Source organism: Nocardia sp. X0981 (genome assembly GCF_977089955.1).
Genome location: NZ_OZ372435.1, coordinates 2226776 through 2248781, shown reverse-complemented (window position 1 = coordinate 2248781; position 22006 = coordinate 2226776). Strand labels below are relative to the sequence as shown.

The window sequence follows — 22006 nt, the reverse complement described above, 5'->3', positions numbered from 1 at the left end:
CCGCCGGCGTTTCCCGATTCTCGGGCTGCGACTCCGCTGGAGGCGCGGCCTCGTCCAGTTCGAACCAGAGCGTCTCGAAACCACCCGCGGCGTGTCTACCGGATCGCTGCGCCAGACCTTCCAGCAGCCCGAGCGCCCAGTCGAGCTGCACCGCCTCGCCCGCGCGGATCACCGAATCGGCTTCCACCGCACTGCCGGTCGCCTCGGCACGCAGTACCCGATTGCCCGGCTCGCCGGTCACGTGGACCGACAACATCCGCGTGTCGAGGCCGCCGTCCACCAGCCGGGCACCCTGCTCCGATACCAGCTGTTCGGCATTCTCGACCTGCTCGGACCGCCAGCCCGACAGCAACTCCCGAACACGTTCACGCGCCTGCGCCACCGCGTCCGGCCCCGTTACGAACAGCTGCAACGGCGGCGCCGACCACACGGCCGCGCGGTCTTCGTGCCCCGCCCCTTCGATGGGCTCGGCAGCGACTGCCGATGGCAAGCCCACGGCGGCGCTGTTCGCTTCCCGATGGGCGACCAGCTGCGCATCGGCATTCCGCGCCCAGTCGTGGCCGACGCCGTCCTCCGCGCCCAACGTCACGCTCAGTTCCTCGACCCGCGCATCTCCCCGCCGGCCCTCCCATACGAGAGCCGCTTCGGTGCGATCCGCCATGGCGAGAACCTCGGCGACCGGCTCGGCGATCCGAGAGAGATCCTTCGGGAGTCCCTGACGCTCGTGTTGCGGCCACTCCGGCAAGTCCACGTCGGGCGCCTGCTCCGACAGCGCCGCAATGAGATCCAGAACCACGTTCGCCGCAGCGGGCAACTTCGGCGCGAGCTCCAAAAGCTGCCGGTTTACCTCATTCAAGGGGAACAGGCTTGTGGTGTCCTGCCACAGTTCCCGGGTCAGCTCCCGTACGACGGCGTTGAGCTGACGCCCGGTGCGGACCATATCTTCGATCGGGAACGCCGCGCCGACCCGGTGCGCGTCCAGCTCGATCGCAGCCCGTGCGAGCAACGCCTCGAGCTGCGCTGTGCCTCCTTCGGGAGTGAGGCATTCGTTTGCCGCCCACGCGGCCAGCTCCTCGTATTCTTGGTCGACAGCATCACGGCGCGGCTCCAGAGCGGCATAGTCGAAAGTGACGGGAACACCGACCAGACGCGCGACCTCTTCCGCGGCACCGATATCCCCGGATCCCTCATGGGACAGGTCGCCCTTTCGCGGCTTTTCCAGTGCCTTGCCGATCCTCCGCAGCAAACGCTGCGGTTTCGACTCCTCCATCCCGGAGAACCATTGCGCCAGCGCGTGGGACACCGCGGCCCCGCGCTGCGACCAGGGTTGAGCTCGCGCGACCCGATACCGGCCGCGATCGGTCTCCAGCGCCAACGTAATCGTCTCGCCCAGGGCAGAGATCGTGACCGGGTATCGATTGTCTCCCGACTCGGTCACCCCGTCCGGCACGGCCGCGCGATCCATCCAGGATGGTAGCGGCTGTTCCCGAATCGCCATGCTGTAGAGCACGCCCGCCGGATGATCCGGCCGCCGCAGCTCAGGGTTGTCGCGAACCATCTGGTATCCGAGTTCGAGGATGTCGGCGCGCAGCTGTCCCGCGACGACCTCGTCCCAATACGGGAGATCGGTTTCCCAGGACTCGTTGCGGTGATTCAGCGCCCACGGGTCGCGGCGAGCCGCCTCGTTTCGCTCTTTCTTCTGATTGAACTCCGCCTCGCTGCGCTGCCGCCGCTTCGCCTCGTCCGCCTTGGTGTAGAACGCCTCGGTGCCGAGCAAGCCCACCCACTCACTCCACGGGGGTGGTGTCTTACCGTGCTGCTGCAATGTCCAGCACATCGTCAGGTACTGCGATATGAGCATGGCGACGGCCTCGTCCCGGGTCGGACGGCGGTACGGCCCCTCCGCCTCGTCCCGGGTAATCGGCAGGCTGTGCACACGGCCGTCCGGGTGCGTGGTCACTTCCAGGTACTGGATGTGGATCCCGGGTTTCCACAGCAGGTCGAGGTAGCTGTCGCTCTCCGTGGCCAACTCGGTGAGAGCTGCCAGGTGTTTGCCCTTTTCGGCGGCAACGACGAACAGCTGGCCGATGCCGTCATAGGACACGACATGGTGGCTGATTTTGCGATGCAGGCGCCACCCGTCGTCTCGGTGGCGGCGGCGGATAATGTCCTCGTCGACAACCCGGCTGCAGGCATTCTTCCCGATCGACTCGGTGGGGGCGAGCAGCCACGGTTTGGCCGCGGCGGGCAGCGCGGGCACTTCGCTCGGTGGCGGCGCGACTGCCCGACGGCGCGCGGGCAGGTCTTTGGTGGCGCCCGCCAATGCCGCGTGAATCCTGCTCATCACCTCCCAGGGGTAGTAGTCGGTGAAATCCATTTCCCGAGAGAGGAAGGCAGACAGAGCATTCTGGTTTCTGGAAACGCGTACCCAAGAGCCGCTGTAGTCCCGACTGACCGCGACCCTGGGGTTCCCGAGAGCAGGCACTTCGAGCGGCCACTCCTGGTCGTACCGGAACTCCGGCCGCGTCACTTCGGGCAGTGGTATCCGACGCAGATAGAGTCGTTGCAACACCTCCGCGGGGTGGCCCGGCACCACCATCGGGTTCTCTTCCGCCATCCGGTAACCGATCCCCATGATGTTGCTGCGGAGCCGGCCGACGCTGATATCGCCTCTATCCGGAAGGTCGGTCGTCGACTCGTCGTTCGTATGATTGATCGCGGTCGGATCCCGGCGGAGCGCATCGTATTCCGGTTTCCGCACGTCGTAGGCACCCTTGCGGAACCGGGTCGGGACGTCCTTCTTCTGGTAGAAGGCATCGTCGCCGAGCAGCAGCAGCCAATCTTCCAGGGAGTCCGCGGTGGTGCCCGCCTTGCGGGCCTGCACATACCCCTCTACCAGGGCCGCGCAGGCTTCCTCCCACGTCGCGCGGCGATACGGTCCTTCCGCCTCGTCACGGGTGATGGGCTCCAGCTCCGCCCCGCCCGGCCACGGTGTGACCCGCACATACCGGATCGCCAACCCGGGCCGCCAGAGGGCATCCGCGAATTGCGGGTACGCCTGGAGCAATTCGTTCAACGCCGCCACATGCTGATCACGCCGCGCCACCACGAACAACAGGTTCTGCTCCGGGAACCAGGCGACCCGGCCGGTGAGCCGCTCGCCCGCCGGGTTACGGGCAAGCTCCTCGTCCAGCGCGCGCTGCGTAGCGGCGGCGACCGGATCCTGACGGGCTTCGGGTTCGAACGCCCCGGCTTCCGGCTTCCCGACCGGTTGCGCCTGCGATCGCGCGCCTGCCGCCTCGTGGCCGGAGACGGGCCTGTCGGCGGTACCGTCCGGGGTGTTCGGATCCATGGCGTACCACACATCCGGGCCGAACCGTATACGTGGCGCACGCCGGTCATCTCTCCCGCTGATCTCGCTCAGCACGTCTCCGACGCCGGCCGGATCCCCCGCTACCGTCGCTCCTCGCACTGCCCACGAGTCCGGACTCCACCACGGATCGACGGCCCGCGGCGGAATGGGTTCGATACCGGCGAACTCGCGGACTGCCGAAGGAACCGGATACCTCTCACGGTCAGCGACCGTGACCACTCGGCGGCGCAATTCGCGCGCCGTCCTGGGGTCGCGGGCGAACACGCGGTTGACCGCTTCTCGGTCTTCCCCGAGGATGCGCGCGAGGTCGCCCTGGGTGGGCTGGGAGTAGTCGTCCCGGCCGTCACGTACCTTCTCGGAATGTCGGCGCCCCGGCCGGTAACCGAGTTCGCCGGCCGCCTCGATCACGCGCTGCACCAGCTCCGGGCGCACCCGAGGCAGACCTTCCGCCTCGATCGCGCGCTGCACCAGTTCCGGGCTCACCTGGGGCGTACCTTCCGGATTCCGCCGGTACATGCCTGTGAGCACGTTATGGACCGTGAAGCGGCTCACACCGGCCAACCGCGCGACATCGTCTTGCGTGGGCCGACGCCGTACCGTCCGTTCGGCGAAATCCCGAACCGCCATCGGAACCAGCAGCCCACGCCGATCCGCTTCGGCCGTCACCCGGCGGGCCGTCTCCGGCGGTATCGCGGGATCACGGCGGAACACTGCGCTGACCGTAGTGCTGTTCATACCCAGCGCCGAGGCGATATCGGCGTGGGTGGGGCGCGGGGTACCGGCCAGATCAGCGAATTCCGCGCCGAATTCGGCCCGCAGCAACTCGATCATATTGCGCGCCGCACGGTTCGCCAGCACATTGACAGCCGGCCCATTGCTCTTCAGCTCTGCCGCGATCTCGTCGATCGACAGCTGCTCCACCATCAGCAGCCGGACGAGCATTTTCTGGTTCTGTGAGGGAAGTCGCGCGACGCAATTCCACCATCGCACGCTGTCTGCCCGCAGCGCGGCCCATACCAGGTCCAACATGCTGCTTCTACGTGGACGGGTAGGTGCTGCTGCCGTTTCCCGGTTCTGTTTCTTCCGGCCCGTTGCCTCATCCGGCTTCGTGGCGACCGGATCCGCAGTCGGCGCGGAACCGGACGGGAGCGCGGTCTTCGGCTGTACCGGGAACCGGCTCTCGCCGTCCGCCACTACCGTCGAGACCAATTGCCGTACACCGTCCTCGGCCAGCCGACGCACGGTATTCATTTCGTAGTCGGGCGGCATCAACTCGACGATCCGAGCCAGCGGCAGGCCCTTGTCGAGCAGCGCTGTCACCACCTGGCGACGTTCGAGCGGCATGGCCGCCAGTCCGGTATGCAACGTAGGCCACTCGACCCGCGCCAACGCCTCTGCCGCCGCGCGGTACTCGTCTGCCGGCGCGACCTCTTCGAAAGCGGCGGCCAACCGGGAACGGAAAGCCGTGAGACGATGATGCTCGGCCGCCACGTTCCTGACCACCGCGGTCCACCACTGCTCCACATCCGCGCCTGCCCGCAGGGTGCCGCCGATCAACCGGTCGAACACCTGGTCCGCCAGTTTCCGGGCCACACTCTCCCGGCCCTCGGCCACTCGCATCATCTGAGCGATGACACTCGCCGTGAACTCTTCTCGCAGACGAGCCGACGCCGCCGCGTCACCGCTCTGGGCCACCCGCACCAACGCGGTGATTTCTTCGATCCGAAGCCTGCGGCTCGACGAACCGCCTCCGGCTCGGCTGCCCAGCATCGTCGCGCCACGGTCGAGCGGCTTCCTGCCGCCGAGAGAGTGTTCGGCCCCGTCTCGATGCCAGACGATCGCTTCCACTCGTCGGGCGACGGAGGCCATCTTCGCCTGCCAGGTGCTCACCTCGTCACCTCGCAGCAGATGATCCTCTTCGAAGTCGACGACTACGAACTCACCTACGGTCAGATACGGGTGCTGCTTCTGATAGTGCGGGGTGACTTCGAAAGCGAGCGCCGCGTGCCCGAGCCCATTGCCGAAGTCGATAGCCAACCCGATCAGCAGGACGTGCTCCAGTTCGAGGTGCTCGAGTGCCTCGGCAACGGTGGCGAACGGTTGCTCGTGCCAGTCCCCATCGAACTGCTCTGCGAACTGCGCCATGCCGAGGCCCTTGCGCCGCACCTCTGGGGTGATCCGCGCCGGAGTGATCCCTGCCGCCATCTCCGGACCCAGGACGTACCCGGCTTCCCTGGCCACCAGCACACCACAGATCTTTTCCGGCGCTGCCGCTCCCGCCGGCCGCGGCACCAGGCCCTCGTCGGCCCCGTCATCGGCAGGCCTACCGGCCGCGGCTTCCCGAGGAGAACCGCCGGGAGACGGATGCGCGGGGGCAGCCGAAGAGGCGCGACGTATATAGACACTCGCCTCATAGCCGGTCTCGACGACTGCCGTCATCACTCTGACCGCGATACCCGGTGGGGTCGGTTCATTGCGAAGCACCCGGCCGGCCATGGTTCTACTGGTGCCGGCTCGGCGCGCCACATCATCCAATGTGACGCGTTTCTTTCCCGCCGTGCCATTGGTCAGGTCGTAGTTGATCGCTGCTGCCGCGACCTCCACCTCTTGGCGGGTCGACGGCTTGGCCTTTCCGTGCAGCGCGCGATTGACCGTGTCCACGCCAAGTCCGGTGACTTCCGCCAGATCCAGCTGGGTTTTTCGCACGCGCGCACCCGCGGGACGCGCCACTTTTTCCGGATCGAGTGGATAGCCGAGACTCGCGGCGATCTCGCGTACTCGCTGCTTGGTCTCCGGTGAAACGCTCTTCACCTGCCGGTTGTTGACCGCCAGGTGCGCGGTGGTGATGCTGACCCCTGCCGCGCGCGCCACTTGCGCCAAAGTGGTCCTCACCGGTTTCCGCTCGTTTTCGGCAGTCGGCACGGACGGCGATTCGGGTGCGGGAGGCAGGGTTTGCGCGATCTGCCGGACGCCGCGGCGCAGCATACTTTCGGCGTCGGCCGGGATACAGTCCAACACTTCGGCAACAGCGAGGAAGCGCATCCCCTGGTACCGCAACAACACCGCTGTTCGTTCGGTCTTGCGCAGCCCCGCTATCGCGTCCCACATCTGCTGCAGGTCGGCATTCGCCAGTGCGGCCGCGGCGGCGTCATTGGTCGCGGCTGCCGTGATCCGGTGGCGGAATCCGGAGAATCCGCTCCGGAAGTTTTCGAACTCGAGGACCTCCCCGGCGATTTCGACGACCCGTCCCGAAAGACCGGTGCTCCTGCCCGCCTCGACTTCCCGGGCCAATCGCAGAAACGTTTCACGCAACACGTTCTGCACCAACAGCCGGTCGTCCCTGGCGCGGGGCACCACATGCTCCAGAACCGCTTTCGCATATCGGCCGTGCAGCTGGCGGGCCCGGTCGATCAGCGTGGTTTCCTCGGGCGTCGCGGCCCGTTGCCGGGTGGCCGTCTCGCGTGGGCGCTGATGTGCCTGCCCTTCGAGATCCTTACCGTATGCGAACCACACCCCGTCGTCCGGTAGCCCCCGGCGAGCACCCTTACGGGGGCGATCTGTATCGACGAAAGGCAGCGCATCCGAGGGCTTGCCGACCGGACGTCCACCACTGCGGGGCTCCGCTCGGCGCGCCGGAGTCGCGGTCTCACCGTGCGCCGGTGGGCCCGCGGTCGGAGCGAAGCCGGTATCGGCGATGGCCAGCTGTATCCGCCGTGCCGTCTTTTCGCTCATCATGCCGGTGTCGCCGCGCAGCCATCGATACACGGTTTCCGTACTCACCTGAGCTCGCTGCGCTACGTCGACGGCGGTCGCCGGTCGCAAGACACCGCGTTCGGCGTAGCTGTCCCGCAGTCCTGGCGGAAGATCCGTGACCAGGGCTCGGGCGACGCGCGCGAGCACCTTGTGGACGGTGCTGCGATGCAGCTTCTTCGCCTCCGCGATCCGAGCCGGGGTGAATCCCTCGACGAAGAGTTCGAAGCATTCCCGGTCGGAGGCATTCAGCTCGGATATTCGCGCCCCCAACAACTGCGGCTCGTTGATCCACACCGCTCGGGCCAGTTCGAGAGCCGCGCGATTCGGGGAAAGTTTCTCCGCACGGCCGGTGGTCGCGGGGCCGGGGTCGTGGCGCACCACCGGTATCACCGGGGAGGGGGTATTCGTGTGCACCGGGAGCCCGGTCATATCCACGACCGCCCCGGGGCGCCGGCCCCGCAACCCGAGCTTGCCGGCTGCTTCCCGCACCCGGTCGGCGGTGGCCGCCGGACCGGTGTAATCGCCGCGGAGGACCCGCCGCACGGTTGTCTGGCTCGTCCCCGTCATCTTGGCCACATCCAGTGCGGTGGCCCGCCGTAGGCGCCCCGTGCTCAGGTAAGGGCGCAGCGCATTCTCGGGGACCTTCGTGATCAACCGGCAGGCGATATCGTGCAGCCGGCTGTGTACGGTGGCCCCACCCAGGCCGAGCTCGGCAGCGATCTCGGCCTGGGTCGGCTGGTCCGGGCCGAAGTACAGGTCGTATACCGAACGTTCCTCTCGCGTGAGCACGGTAAGCCGACGCTGTACCTCGGGCAGATCGTGTTCGTGGATCGCCTCGAGAAGCAACAGCGGATGCGAGTCGACCTCGAGAATTCGTTCGATGCTCCCGAGGAGCTTCACCACTTGCGGTGTGTTACCCGAATCTTTTGGCAGAAGCCATAATTCGGCGACAGGCCGTTTGCCGGCTATCGGCTGCTGCCGATTGCGCAGACGGGGCAATGCGAGCAGATCGGCCAGCTCACGATCCGAATTCTCGAATCCGGCCTTCACCAGCGCACCGAATTCGCGAAGATGCCTGTCACGCTGTTCCGGTGACTCCCATACGAACCGGTCGACACGCGATACCGTCTCTTCTTGGACAGCCCATTCCAGTTCTATACGGTTGCCGAGCCACGGTATGAAATCCAGTGGCCGGCCGTTCCGCTTCGCGTTCGCCCATTCCTCATCGGTCAGCCCCCGCAGCTGTTCCTGCAGAATATCGACAGCCGATTTCAGCCGAGCAGCATTGATCTTGTGTGGTTCGATACCCAGCTGGTCCGCCAGATCCCGCAACCGCGTATCCGGCTCTTTCCGGACGCCGGCCGACGCGGGACCCGATATCTTCCGGGATGGAGTCGCGCTCGTGCCCTGGTTGCCGGCAGCCCTCGCTCGGTCCGGAGCGGCCGGCGCTGCCGGCGCCCGCTCCGGCCGACCCGCGATGAGGACATTCTCGTAGTCGAGCCCGGCGATCGCCTGGGATTTTCCGTCGACGAGTGGGCGGCGGGGGATACCCCCCTGCATGATCTCGAATCCGGATGCGCTGCGTATACCCTTCTGCCGGGCGGCCCACTTCGTGAACAGTTCGGACTTGCCACGGTCGAGTACCATCACGTCGCCGGTGGACTTGTCCGGGACCATGCGGCCCTCGCGCTTTTTCATCTTGCCGCCCCAGGACAGGCGCACCGCGTGTGAACCTGGCTGGGAGGGCTCGGTGAAACCTCGATACGCGATCAGCAGCGCTACGCTGTCGCCGGTTTTCTCCACATGGCGTGCGGCCTCGTAGATATCGGTATATGCGTCCTCCCGCGCATCGGCTTCCATCAGCTCGGCCGCTACCGGGAACGGCACTCCCTGCGTCCCGGTGACATACGTACGCAGCCTCTGTGGGGGGGTGCCGCCCGCCGACTCGTATACGGCCAGCCCCGTCCGCACCAGGCAATCGTTGCCGCCCAGCTGCCCCAGGTGTTCGATGGTCCCCGTGTCCGGCTCCTGGTAATCGGCCACATCCGGGACCGCGGAGCCGCCGATCACGGCTTCGACTTCGGCGTCGAGCCCCTTCGCCAGTGCCGCATCGATGCGGTCGAGCTGCCCGGTGAGCCGGTCGTATTCGGCGGTGTCGGCGATCAACTCTTCCAGTCGCCGGAATCGATCGATCCGCCCCTGGAGCCGGAGGTCGGTGAACAGATCCAGGCGAGAGCGAGTGATCGACGTCATCTTCTCAGCGGTCAGATCCGCCGCGGTCACCTCGTGCTCGGTCAGCGCTTCGGGGCCGACCCGGTCCGCCAACGCCGCCCGCTCGTCCGCCTGGTAACGACGAAGTTGCGCGGATCGCTCGGAAGCGGTGCCCAGCCATTCGAATTCCAGTACGGTTCGCTCGCCGATCCGCTCATCCACCGCATCGCGCTGGGCCAGCACACGAACCCGCTCGCCGGCGAGGGTATCGAGCCGGTATGCCTGCTCCTGCAGGCGTTGCAGCCGCCATTTCCACAACTGCCGTTGCCCAGCGAGATCGAGCAGCTCCTGCAGCGCGTTCCGGACGGGCAGGGTACGCGCCTTTATATTGCGATCCGTGGCCCACTGTCGTTCCAGCCGGCGCAGTTGCGCGCGCACCTGCTCGGGATCGAGAATGCCCGCGGAAAAGCCGAACCCTTCGTCGGCGAGAAGCTGTCGGTGCCTTTCCTGGAGATCGACGAGTCGACGGGTCACGACGGGCAGGCGTGTTCGCGCTTGGAGCAGTGCCGCGCGCAGACGATCGATACCACGCATCCGGGCGGACACCCGGACCACTTCTTCCACCTGTGCTATTTCGAGGTCCAGCGTCCGGCATTCCGATGCGGCGCGGCCTCGAGCATCGTCGATGCGCCGGCGGGCGGATACCTCGGCGATCCTGCGTATCCGAGCCGGGGTGAGGAGCCGGGGGGCCGTGCCGAGCAGGGGCGCCAACTCTGCCGTCAGTGCGGCTCGTTGTGCCCGCAGCGTCGTCAGGGCCGCGGCGGACTGTTCATCCGACTCGGCGGCGCTGACGCGCATTCTGGGTGAACTGTGCAATTGGGTGCGCCGCACCATGTCCGCGGTGCCCAGCTCTGCGAGCGCGTCCCCGAGCGCGACCGGGGCCACGGCGTTGTCGAGGGCCTTGATCTCGGTAACGGCTTTCCGCGCAGCCTTCAGCTGCGTGTCGAATGCGTTTTCGACACGCTGTTTATGCGAGTCGGTCAGTACCCCGACAACCGTGTCTATACCCTCCTGCCGCCGCCACCTGCTTATATCGTTGCGGTATATCGCGCGGGCCTTGGCTTCGAGCTGCGACAGCTGCTCGCTCAACCGCTGGAATTGTCCGGCTTCCAGTTCCCCGTGCGCGTTGAGCGCGTGGGCGTGGAACAACGCGGCTTCCAGCGAATCGATCTGCCGGATGCGAGACTCGAGAAGGACGGCGCTGTCGACGAAAAAGACCGTGTCGAAGTACCAGACGAACCTCTCTGCCGCCTCACGGAGAACTTCGGGAACGTCTTCCTGCTCCAGTACTTCTTCCGCGTGACTTCGAAGCCCGGCGCTCTCGTCGGGCGGCAATTGCGCCTCGTGCTCCCTGATCGCCTCGATCAGGCGCTCGCGCGCGTCGGTCAGCTGCTCGTTCAGATCATGTCTGCTGTCCGAATCGGGGGCCAAGAGATCCGCGACCGTCGTGTCCTGTTCGGCTGCGTCTTCGTCGGCAAAGCTCCATTTCAGCTCGGCGAACACATCGGCTCGCTGCTGTTGGTACAAGCGCCGCAGCGTATCCAGGTCGCCCAGGTGGGGTTCGACAACAGTCTTCGTGGCCGGCGACGGCTCCGGTTCAGCGTTGGGGTAAAGCAGTTCTCGCACCCGCTTGACCAGTGCCGAATCGGCGGTTTTCGCGACGAACCGATCTGCGAGACGTCCCACCGGTGTGGTGACGGGGCCCGGCTTCAAGGTCCGTCTCCACAGCAGGCCCGCGAACGCGTCGCGATGCGGCCTCATCCGGGCTTCGGCCGGGAGGCCGTGGATGAGCTCCGCGCCCGGCTGGTCCACGAACCGCAGCTGAATCTTTCTGTTCGCGGCCGTGGTGTCTTCCCGGCCGGCGGCGAGCCGGATCAGAGCCTCGGCCAGCTGCCGTGGGTCATCGCCCTGCCACAACAACACCGCGAGCGTCCGATCCTCGCGATGCTCCCCCGCGTAGAGTTCCACCGCACTGCGTAGACCGTGACGCAACACGGTCGACGCGGTACGACCGGCCACCAGCACCCGTACTCGGTCGGCGGTGCGCGGATCGGCGCCGATGCCGAAAGCGCGCACGGACGGCAGTGACAGGATCTGGAACGCGGGAGCGCCGGGCAGATCCGCCGCCCACTGCCGGGCACGGCGCACGATATCGTTGGTGGTCTCGTCGCGGGTGACCTCCACCCGGTCCACGCCGTTGCCCCGCAAGCGCTCGGCGACCGCCGTCCAGACCTGGGTTCCGCGGTTCGTATTGCTGCGGACGATCAGCTCGCCGCGCGGCCGTTGCTCATGGGGGGCCCACGCTTCTCGCGCTCCGGCATTGGCCGCCACCCGCGCCGCCAGATCCTCACCGGCCGCGATTTCTCGGTCGATGCGCGTCTCCGCGTTCCCGTAGGAGTGCATCACCAGCGTGGTCACCGGGCGGCTGGGGCGGTGCTCGAGCGCGGCGAAATCCGCGCCCGCGCGCACCACTTCGATCCGCTCGTCCGCGACACTGCTGCGCACCACCGCGTGCCAGATCTCGCTCTGTGGCGCGGTTTCGTCACCGTATTCGAACAGCAACCGGCCCGGGGCACCGCCGAGACCCGTCAGGCGATGGAACGAGAGCAGATGGAACGGAACCTTCATCTGCTGCGCCCGGGCCGCACCTTCCTGCCAGAAGGTCCAGATCTCCTCCAGTTCGAGCAGCCGTCGGTCTTCGACCTCGTTCAGCTCACCTGTGCGGTCGCGCAGCTCCGCGAACTCACGATGCCACTCGCTCGCGTTCAGCTCATGGCGTTTGGCGCGTGGAATGCCCTCGGCCTCGCCGAGGATCGCCGGATGTTCCCGCACCAGCGCCGCCCGCTGGTCATCGCTGGCCCAATCCCACAGCTGGGCGTTGCGCCGGCCCTGCTCACGCGCGGCTTCCGGGGTCAGGGGCTCGCCGGCGCGGGGCACCATCTGTTCGATGTGGTCGATCCCCGCGCGGGCCAGCGCCTGCGTCACCAGTTGCCGGCGTTTCGCCGCTTCTTCGCCCTCGCCGAGCTCGGACGCACCGACGGCGATATCGATATCGCGTTCCGGTCGCTGCGGCAAGCCTTCCGAGTGCCCGACCGCGAAGCCCTCGGCGTCCAGCCAGAGACCGAGCACGGTCTGCCCGGCCGGCTCGTCGCCGGGTACGAAATCTTCGCGGATGGTGTTGTTGCTCGCGTCCCACCGATCGACGCGGGTCCGGCCGTTCTCGACCACCGCCACCAGCTCGACAGGATGTCCGAGGCCGCTGGCCCCGGCGACGAACACGAACGTCGACAGGCCGTTGCCGGCGCCCTGCTGCCGAGCCTCCGCCACCGACACCCGCTTCAGCAGGTCCTCGTAGGCTTCCCGGATATCGCGCAACCGATGCGCTTTGACCTTTTGTCCCGGGCGGGCTCTGAGCTGCTCGACATAGCTGGTCAGCGTGCCTTCGTCCGGAACAGCCGGCTCGACCACCTCGTTGTCGCGCCCGGTACGGGCGGCGTTGGCGGCCAGCATCTCCCGCGCGCACTGGTCATCGAGGTTCCGTAGCGTGTGCGGCCGCTGGTATCCGCTCATCCCCTCGGCGTCCGCGATCGCGATATCGCGGTGCGGCGGCGCGATGCGTGGTACTTCCCGGATAGCGTTCGTGGAGCCGGTGGCCGCATTCGACCGTTCGGCGCCGGACTCGGTGGTGAGCTCGGACGCTTCGGTCAGTCCCGCGCGCAGTTGTTGTTCGAGATCGCGCACTTTCCTGGACAAGGCGTCGATCACCGATTCGACGAACGCCTGTTGTTCGCGGCGCCCGGCCGGCCCACGGTCGAGCGCTTCGTCCGGCGAGCGTCTTGCCGCGGCCGCTGTGTGCTCGCCGGAAACCGGGCGGGGGCGCTGCCCGTGCGTCTCGGACGACAGTTCGGCGAGACGGCCCGTGTAATCCGCGAGTTCGTACCTCGCGGTGCGCAGCTCGCCTGCCAGCGCGTCGAGACGCTCCATATGCAGGTCCAGCCAGCCGAACTGCCGCTGCCGCCGCTCGTGTTTCTCGGCGAGCGCGATCAGCTCCGTCAATCCGTTCGCCAGCCGGGCATCGGTTCCGGCGATCTCGTCGCGCCGGAACCGCAGCTGCTGAATCGCTTCCGGGCCCGGTACCGACACACCGAGTTCGCGTTTCAGGTCGGCGAATCGCACCCGCGCCGACAAGCGGAACTTGTGGGTTGTCAGCAGGGCGGCTTGGGCGTCGTGGATACCGTCGAGCAGCGCGCTCGCCGTCTCCCACTCGATTCTCGTGGAGTCGGGTCGCGCCTCGGTGGCCATACATTCGATACGAAGCTGCGTCAGGTTGTGCCCCAACCGGACGCGTGGGGCAGGCGGACGGTCGTGAGCGGCCGCGGCGATATCGGCCAACCCGCGGTCCAGTAACTGCTTCCGCAGCTCGAATATCGCGGCGCTTTCCTCGACCCGGGCGACCTCCGCCAGCAGCGCCCGGATCTCCAGCAGTTCGCGCGCCATCGGCGCGATATTGGTATCGATCGCCGCCCATTCCGACTCGGTGAGTTCCTCCAGCTCGATCCCCGGGTCGAGGAAAACCTCCGCCCAGAGCCGGTACGCCGCTTCGTCGGTTCGCAACTGCTGGACCGCGGCGCGCGGCTGGAATCGCGCCCCGAGGTTCAGACCGCGAAGATCTTTCACGACCCGGCCACCGGCTCGCACCTGCCCGAAAACCGCGTCCGGCGTACCTTCGAGTACAGCCCGGGCCGAATCGCTGAGCTCACGAGCCCGCTGCGCGAACCAGTCGAACGCCTCGCGGGTGTCCAACTCCTGTTCGTGACGTAGCCGGGCATCGCGCAGGGTTTCGTGCAACAGCAGGATCTGTTCGATATGCCGGTGGAATCGCTCCAGTTCCTCGATCAGCGACAGGGTGTCGTGCAGCCCCAGGAACTCTCGTTCCTCCGCTGTCCATTCGTCCTTCGCCCGCAGATCCGCCACTTCCTGCTCGAGCGGCGGTGCGTCCTCGACCAGCGCCGACATCGTCACCAGGTGCCGGAGCTGGTTGTAGCGTCCGGTCCATATCCGCCGATCCGGTGAATTCGGATCCAGCAGCGGCGCCACATCGGCGGGGTCGCGCGAAAGCCGGCGCGCCAGAGCCACTGTCGTCCGTGACCGAGACGCCACGGTGCTGACGAGCAACGCTCCCAGCCATGTGTCGAGCTGATCGCCGTCGCTCGTATTGTCACCGTAGGTGTTGCCGTAGGTTCGCGGCGGCAGTTCGAGTTCGGCACCGGCGCGGGCGCGCGTTTCGAGGACCGCGCTGATTTCGCGCACCATGCGCCGTGGGTCGTGCCCTCGCCATACCAGCGTCGCCCGCGCGATATCGGACCGGTCGCCGACGACTTTACGGTGATGATCGTCGACGGCGGACTGCAGGAGCTCGTCCAGCGATACCGGATTCGTTTCGCCGATGGCGATATGGATGCCGAGCACATCCGCCCGGTCGCTACGACCGATTTCCACGAACGGCTGCTCCGGCGACAGCACCGTCATATTCGGGCGATCGTGGAGGTAGCGGACGGTGCGCAGGGCGCGGTCGAACGCCGCCAACTGCGTCTGGACTTCCCGCAGCTGTTGCGTCGCCTCGTGGCCGGCTTCGCCGTGCTCCTGTTCTTCGCGGCGTACCCGGTCCTCGGCGCGCGATTTCGCGTCCGCCAGCATCATCAGCGCGGCGACGTGCCGGGACAGATGCGGAGCCTCGGGAAGACCGGCGATCTTCTCCGGCGCGACATAGAGGAGGTCGGTCGCCGCCGGCCCCAGCGCGGCCCACAGGGCCGCGACCCGGCCCACCGTCGGCTCGGGCCCGAGCGCTTCCAAGTCCCGCAGTGCCCGCGCGGCGTGCTCTCGCTGCTCGGGGGTGACGGCCGGCACAGTCATCGCGTCGGCCAGTACGTCCGAGGGCGGATCGATATCGATCTCCCCGTCGTACTCGTCGGCCATGCGCGGCACCGTATGCGCCGCCCGCACGACCGCACTCTGATCGCCGCGACCGACGAGCCGGACCGTCGGTCTGCGTCCGTTGTCGCGGAATTCGCGGATCGCGTTGGTGCTCGCGACCCACCCGGCCAGCATTTCGGATGCCCGGCCGGTCCGGTGCTCGAGCGTGGGTAGCCAGCCGAGCGAAGGCGAGCGGTAGTCGTAGGTCACGACGGCGATCATCGCCACCGGCTCCGGCGAATCCCGATATCGCGCGAGGTCGGCGAGGGCACCACGAATACCCGCGGTGAGCGCTTCCCCGTCCGGCGCGCTGTCGGCCAGATGCCAGATGAGTGTGGCGGCATCGTCGACCGGACCGAGGCCCAGATGTACCTGGACCAGCCCCCCGTTCGGGTTCGACTGGCCGGTATCGGGCAGATGGGCCGCCGCCAGCAACCGCACCGGCACACCGTCCGCCTCGTTCGTGGCGAGACCGCGGATATCTCCTACGAGCGCCGAAGCTCTGGAGTCGAGACCGGCGCGGCCCGATTCCAGAGCCGCCGAAACGACCTGTTCCGCCTCGTGAGCGGGCAGCGCGCCGATCACCGAGGCCAGGTTCGGGTGCCGTGTCAACAACTGCTCACGCAGTCCCCGCCCGGTCGCCTCGTAGATCAGCTCGGCGACCACCTGCCCGTACAGCAGCGCCCGGAGGACCGGGCTTTCGATGTACCCGGGCGTCAACAGCGACTCCAGCGTTTCCAGACCATTGCGCTGGAGCACTTCATCGACGAGACCGTCCACCTCCGCCACGCCCACATCCGCGTCGCGGGGCGTGGGCGGATCGGCACCCTCATCAGGGGAAGCGCCGAGCGGAACCTCGAGCGGAACGGTCCGTGGATCGATGGGGACGGGATCGGCTACCAGGATCGGCTTGTTCTCGCCGTCCAGGTACCACACCAGCACCGGTGCGCCGCCCCGAGGCGGGGTGAAATCCGGAGTCGAGTCGAAGTTGACCGGATCGTGGTATTCGATCCTTCCGGGGCGGCGGACCAAGCGGACAACGTGGTACATCGGCCCGTGTGTACCAGTCGCGGCGCCCTTCTGATAGGCCACCAGCATCTGCTCGGCGCCACCGGTACCGGCGCGCAACTCGTCGAACGCGGCACCGAAGTTCCTTCGCCACTGCCCGCGCACCGACTCGATACCGTGACCTTCGGCCAGGTCTGCCGCGGCCTGTCCACTCGATGTCCCCGCGAGCGGGTCGGCGCCGCGCACCGGGATATCGGCCTGCTCCGAGCCCTGCCGGAGGGCGTCGAGCAACAGTGGCCAACACTGATTGGGTTGATCGGCCCACGAAGTGCGCGGCCGCCGCCACCATACCGTACTGTCGGCCGGGCCCGAGCTCAGCGTATGTTCCAGCGCATCGAGTCGGTCGCGCAACGCGTTGTACTCGTCCACCGCGGTGGCCATCTCCGCGAAGTGACGCTGCTGGGCGGAGTCCAGACGCGGATCGCCGGCCCGGCGCCGCAGAGCGGCCGCCCACTCGGCGGGTGCCCCCATTTCGTTCAGATCGATAGCACCGTAGCGGGCCATGACGTCCAGGCGTCTGCGTGCCGAACGAACTCCGCTCAGCACCTGCCGGTGCTCCGCCGCCTGGGTCCGGGTGGGCGGCGGCACCGGACGCTCGGTCGCGGCGGCACGCGGCTGCACGGCCTGCTCCTGCACCAGCGGGAGCTCGGTCTTGCGGTGGTGGGTTGCCGGTCGCGGCGGGTGCTGCCCTGTGCCGACGGTGACATTGTCCTCGCTGATGGGCAGGGCGTAATCCATCAGGGCGTCGACCAGCTGATCCGGATTTCCCGCATGCTCCCGCAGCAGGCGCTCGAAAACCTCCGTAGGCACGCAGTTCAAACCATCGGTGTACGCCGTGACGGTGACCTCGCCGGATACCTCGATGACCTCGGTGTACTTCGCTCGCCCCTTCGGCGGGCCGACCTTCGTCGTGATGGCGTGCTGCAGCGACCCGGTTTTGACTCCGTTCTCTTTCAGGTGCCGCAGCGCTTCGTCTTCGTTCAGGCCATCCAATTCCCTGACCAGAGCGGCCATACCAGGACGCATCCCGTACTCGGCGAGGCGCGCCACCACCTCGGCCTCGGACAGGCCTTGCATATCCCGGAACCAGTTGAATACCGAGTGGTCCCGGGTCACCAGCTTCGATCCGACCCGCACCCGGCTGTCACCGACCCAGGAGACCGTCACCAGCCCCTCCTGGATCACCACGATCACGATCGTGGTGGCGGGCGGCTGCGGGACATCCGGGTAGCGCTGCGCGGTGAGCGCTTCGGCTTCGGCCTGCACCACGTCGACCGCCGCTTCGGCCGCCGCCCGGGCGTCGAACGCACCGCCCGCGGCGTCCTCGATGGCTTTCTCGATATGGCCGATACCGGCTGCTACCGCCTTTTCCGCGAGAACAGCGCCACCCACCGAAGTCGATACACCGTCGGCGATCGTCAATACCTCGATCGGCTTATCGCCGTCCTTGTCGCGGTGCGTGAAGACGCCGAGCCGCATCGCGTCCTGATTACCGTGGCGGTGCTTTTCCGGTCTGCCGATATGACTGATCCCGGCGACCGGACCCAGATCGAGGCGATAGGTCTCGTTACCGCTGAACCGTTGCGGCTCGGTCGGGGCACCGAAGACGAGAGTCTCGCCGCGGGGCATGTACAGGCCGGGCAGGGCCGTGGGTTCCTCCCCGGGGACGAGCGGACTTTCCAGCACGCCCTCATGGGATTGGATGGAGGTGACGGTGTGTTCCTCGTTCGCGAAGAGGCGAATGAACCCGACAGCCTCTTCGCGGCCCACATGGGTGTATTCGCGCCCGCCGTTGTAGCTGTGTTTGATGACGACGCCGTGCTCCGGGTCGTGCCGCACGAAAGCGACATGCCCGAAACCGTCGGGGTATTCGATCACCGCGACGGCCGCCATCCCCGGGGTGGTCATCACCTTGTGGACGAACTCGGACAATGTCCGGTGGTGCTTGCGGCTCTTGTGATAATCCCCGCCCACCTGCTTCGCGACATCGACCGCGGTATCGCCGCGCAACGGATTCCCCGGCGGGGGTTTCACCGGCGCCGGCCCGACCCGGCCCCGGGCTTCCCAGTTCGCCAGCTCGAATTCGTACGTCGCATACGTCGCGCACTGGCCCTTCAGCAAGGGCTCTTCGCCACCACCGTTCGTGGTGACCGGCACTTTCCCCGCGGTGCCTTCGTGTTCAGCCATCCGGGTGGTGATCGCCGCGGGCAGCGGTCCCGCTTCCTGCTCCGGGCTCTTCCGGTCCGCCGTATCCGGGGGCGGCGCGTCCCCCTGCCGGGCCGGGACGGCGCCGTTCTCCGGCACCGGAGTGGACAACGCATCCGGTTTCAGCGAGGTGTCCGGAGCGGATGTCGTATCCGGTTTCGCCGAGGTGTCCGGGGCGGATGCCACGTCCGGTTTCGCCGAGCCCTCCGGGGCGGATGCCGCGTCCGGCACCGGAACAGCGGGTTCGTGACCGGGAATCGTGACCGGCCCGGTCTGCGCGGCCGCCCCCGCGGCGGGTGCGTCCACGACCGGCCCGCCCGCTTCCGCCGCGGGCGAGGGGACCCAGCCGCTACGACGCGGCCGCGGGGGCCGCGGCGTCTGCCCGGCGTCCGCGACCGGCGCCGTGGGCTCCGCGACCGGCTCCGGCTTCGCGGTGGGTTGCGAACGGCTCGGCTCCGCCACCACCACCGGCTCGGTATACGGGATGCCGAAGCTCGGATTCTCGACATATGTCCAGTTGTCCGGCGCCTCGAGATCGGTTTGATGACGGCCGGTCACGAACTCCGATCGCACGCCACCGGGGAAGATGACCACCCGCCCTTGGCCCGGCACTTCCTGCGCGAACCCCCCGGGCGCGTAGACCACATAGATACGCCCCAGACCGGCGAACCGCTGCGCGTCCGCCAGCGATTCGTACCCGTAGGTCACGTTCGAACCGTCTTCGAAGACGATTCCCTCCACGAACGGGGAACGCCCGCTCGCCCCCTCCGGTACCGGAATGTACACCGGCCCCGTACCGCTCTCCCCCCGCCAGGCCACCGTCCCCTCCGTGGCCTTCCCCCAGCCCGTGAACAACCCGGGCATATCGACGCCCTCTTTCACCACCGCGGCGGGCATGGGGTCGGCTCCGGCCGGTAGCCCGGTGGCTGCCATTCCCTTCTCGACGGCCTGCTGCGCTGTCGGTTCCCCCCGGGCCGCCGCCAGCAGTTGATCGACCATCGATGGGCTGTCCCCGGGCCGTGGGGGAGTCGCCGTCACGTCGCGCACGCCCGACCGCGGACCCGGGCGTCCCCTCGACGGCGGCTCCGGATCGGTCCTGGGACCGCCCTCGGGTTTCGTCGCCGGCTCGGATTTCGCAGGGGCGGATTCGCGGGGCGGCGGCGTATGCAACCGATCGGTGGCACCGCCGCTCGGGCGTTGGACGGGCGGGCGGGCCTCCGGATCGAAACCCGGGTTCCCGATGTAGACGGTCCCGGCATCGGTGTACTCGTGCCGGCCGACCACGAACTGCGGTCCCACCCCACCCGGCAGGACAACGGCCTGACCACCGGACGGCAAATCCTGCACGAAACCGCCCGGTACGTCGAACACGTCCACCACGCCGGTACCGAAACTGCGGGCCTGTTCCATCGAGGTGAAACCGACGACCAGACCCGACCGGCCGGGCTGCGCTCCCTGCTCGAACACCGGCGCCCCCGCGGTGCCCGGTACATACACCAATCCACGATCCGGACCACGCCACTGCGGCACCTCACCGCCGCCGTCCGCCCACTCCGTCAGCTGTGCCTCGGCGGCGGCCCGGGCATCCACGTCGTTGCGGACGGATTCGGGCGCTCCCGGCATGAGATCCGCGTCTATCGGTATCCCGGCCGCGGTCCTGCCCCGGTGCTCCATCGCCTGCGACAACTGGTCCACCACCGAGACCTGATCCCCCGTGGACGCCGCCTGACCTGCCTGCGCGGCGGCCGTGGCCTGCTGTCCCGCCGCCACACCCCCGGCGGCTCCCGCACCCGCGGACCTGGCCGCCGGGGCGGCGCTCGACCGGCCCTCGACCGTCCTACCGGTCTCACCCCGTACCGCGAGCGAGTTCCCGCGACGACCCTCCGCGGGCCCGGCCCGGCCACCGCTTTCCGGATTCGACCCAGGCCGCCCGGTACCTTCGGGAGAACGCCCACCCGCCTCGGGAGCCGGTCCCGGACGTGCCCCGCCGTCCACCCCGGCCGTTTTGCCTCCGCTATTGGGATGTGGGGCCGAGCCGTCGGGTGCGCCTGTCCCGCGTAGTCCCTCCCGGAACGTATTCCACTCCTGCCGGATGTTCTCGAGCTTTCTTACATGGCCCTCGTAGTACTCGTTGTTGCGGCCGGTGGCGTTCGCCTCGTTCCTGACCTTGTTGACCTGGTCCAGAAGATCCCCGGCTCGAGACCGCGCAGGTCCCTCCGGAACAACATCCGGATGCAACTGCTTGGAAAGTTCTCGGTAGAGAGCAACGCCTTCCTTCCGCGACTGCGGGGTCAGCTGCCCGAGGTCGGCGGCACGGGGCGCCCCCGGCCCCGAGCCCGAAACCCCCTCTCCCACACCAGCTTGCACCGGCCGGGCCGCACCCAGCAGCCCCAGCCCGGCCCCGGCCACCAACATGTGGGAGTCGAACGTGGTATCCACGTTCTTCCACACCACTCCCCCGGTTTCGATCAGCTGTACCCCCACTTGCCCGGCGATACCACCGACGTACATACCGGCCATCCCGGCCTGTCCCGCGACCACCCCCGTCAGCAATCGCTTCGCGAGTACCGGTGCCGCCCAAGAAGACAGCATCTTCGACATCATCATCGCCGCGAGGCCACCCGGCAGCGGTGCGAATGCCCATGCCGTACCCGATACGAACATGGACTGCCATTCGACGCCCGCTCCCGCGGCGAGCCCCGCTCCCGCGTCGATCGTCGCACCCGTCAGCGCCGCCTTCCCCGACGCCTTCACCACCTGATTGCCGAAGATCTTGGACAGCGGTGCCAATACCCCGAACCTGCTGAGCAACGGCGCCAACGCGTTCCGCAGCGCCAGCATCCCCATTTCGGCGCTCACCCCGGCCGCGCCGCGAGCCGCCGTAACGGCTACGAGCTCTTTGCCCGTCGCGATGATCCCCGCCTCGATCGCGGGCAAGGCGAGCCGCCCCCACGGTGTTGTCGACAACAGCGCACGCGCGGACCACAACAGGTAGAGCGTATAGGCGGCGAAACCCAGGAGCATCAACTGTGTTTTCGTGATGCCGTCCGCGCTCTTGTCAACGGCCCGCCCGAACTCCTCCATGGCATCCGCCAGGGTGTCCAGCGAATATTTACCCTGCGTCAGCTGCCCCAGCTGCTTCACCAACGCGTCGGTCGCTTGGCCCGAATAAATGTCCTGGATATCGCCCAGGGTTTCTCGGACGAACGGAGTGATGGCCCGCATTTCCTCGGCAGGTCCCAGCAGGACACGCTGGGCCATCTCCGCCATATCCCCCGCACGGGCATCCGGGTATTCGATGCCGAAGTTCAGTACTTGGGCGATACCCTGTAGCCACCCCGGAATGGGTACGTTATAGGCCAC

At 67.7% G+C, this 22006-nt stretch carries 1 protein-coding gene (only partly in view); it reads right to left on the bottom strand.

Going from position 1 to position 22006, the window contains the following annotated elements; all coding sequences use genetic code 11:
• Positions 1-22006 carry the start of a GntR family transcriptional regulator gene (locus ACYR7D_RS09940; protein WP_459549312.1) on the bottom strand. 67367 nt of this gene lie to the left of the window's left edge, so the window shows 22006 of its 89373 coding nt (coding positions 1-22006); its start codon is at positions 22004-22006; the stop codon falls past the left edge of the window.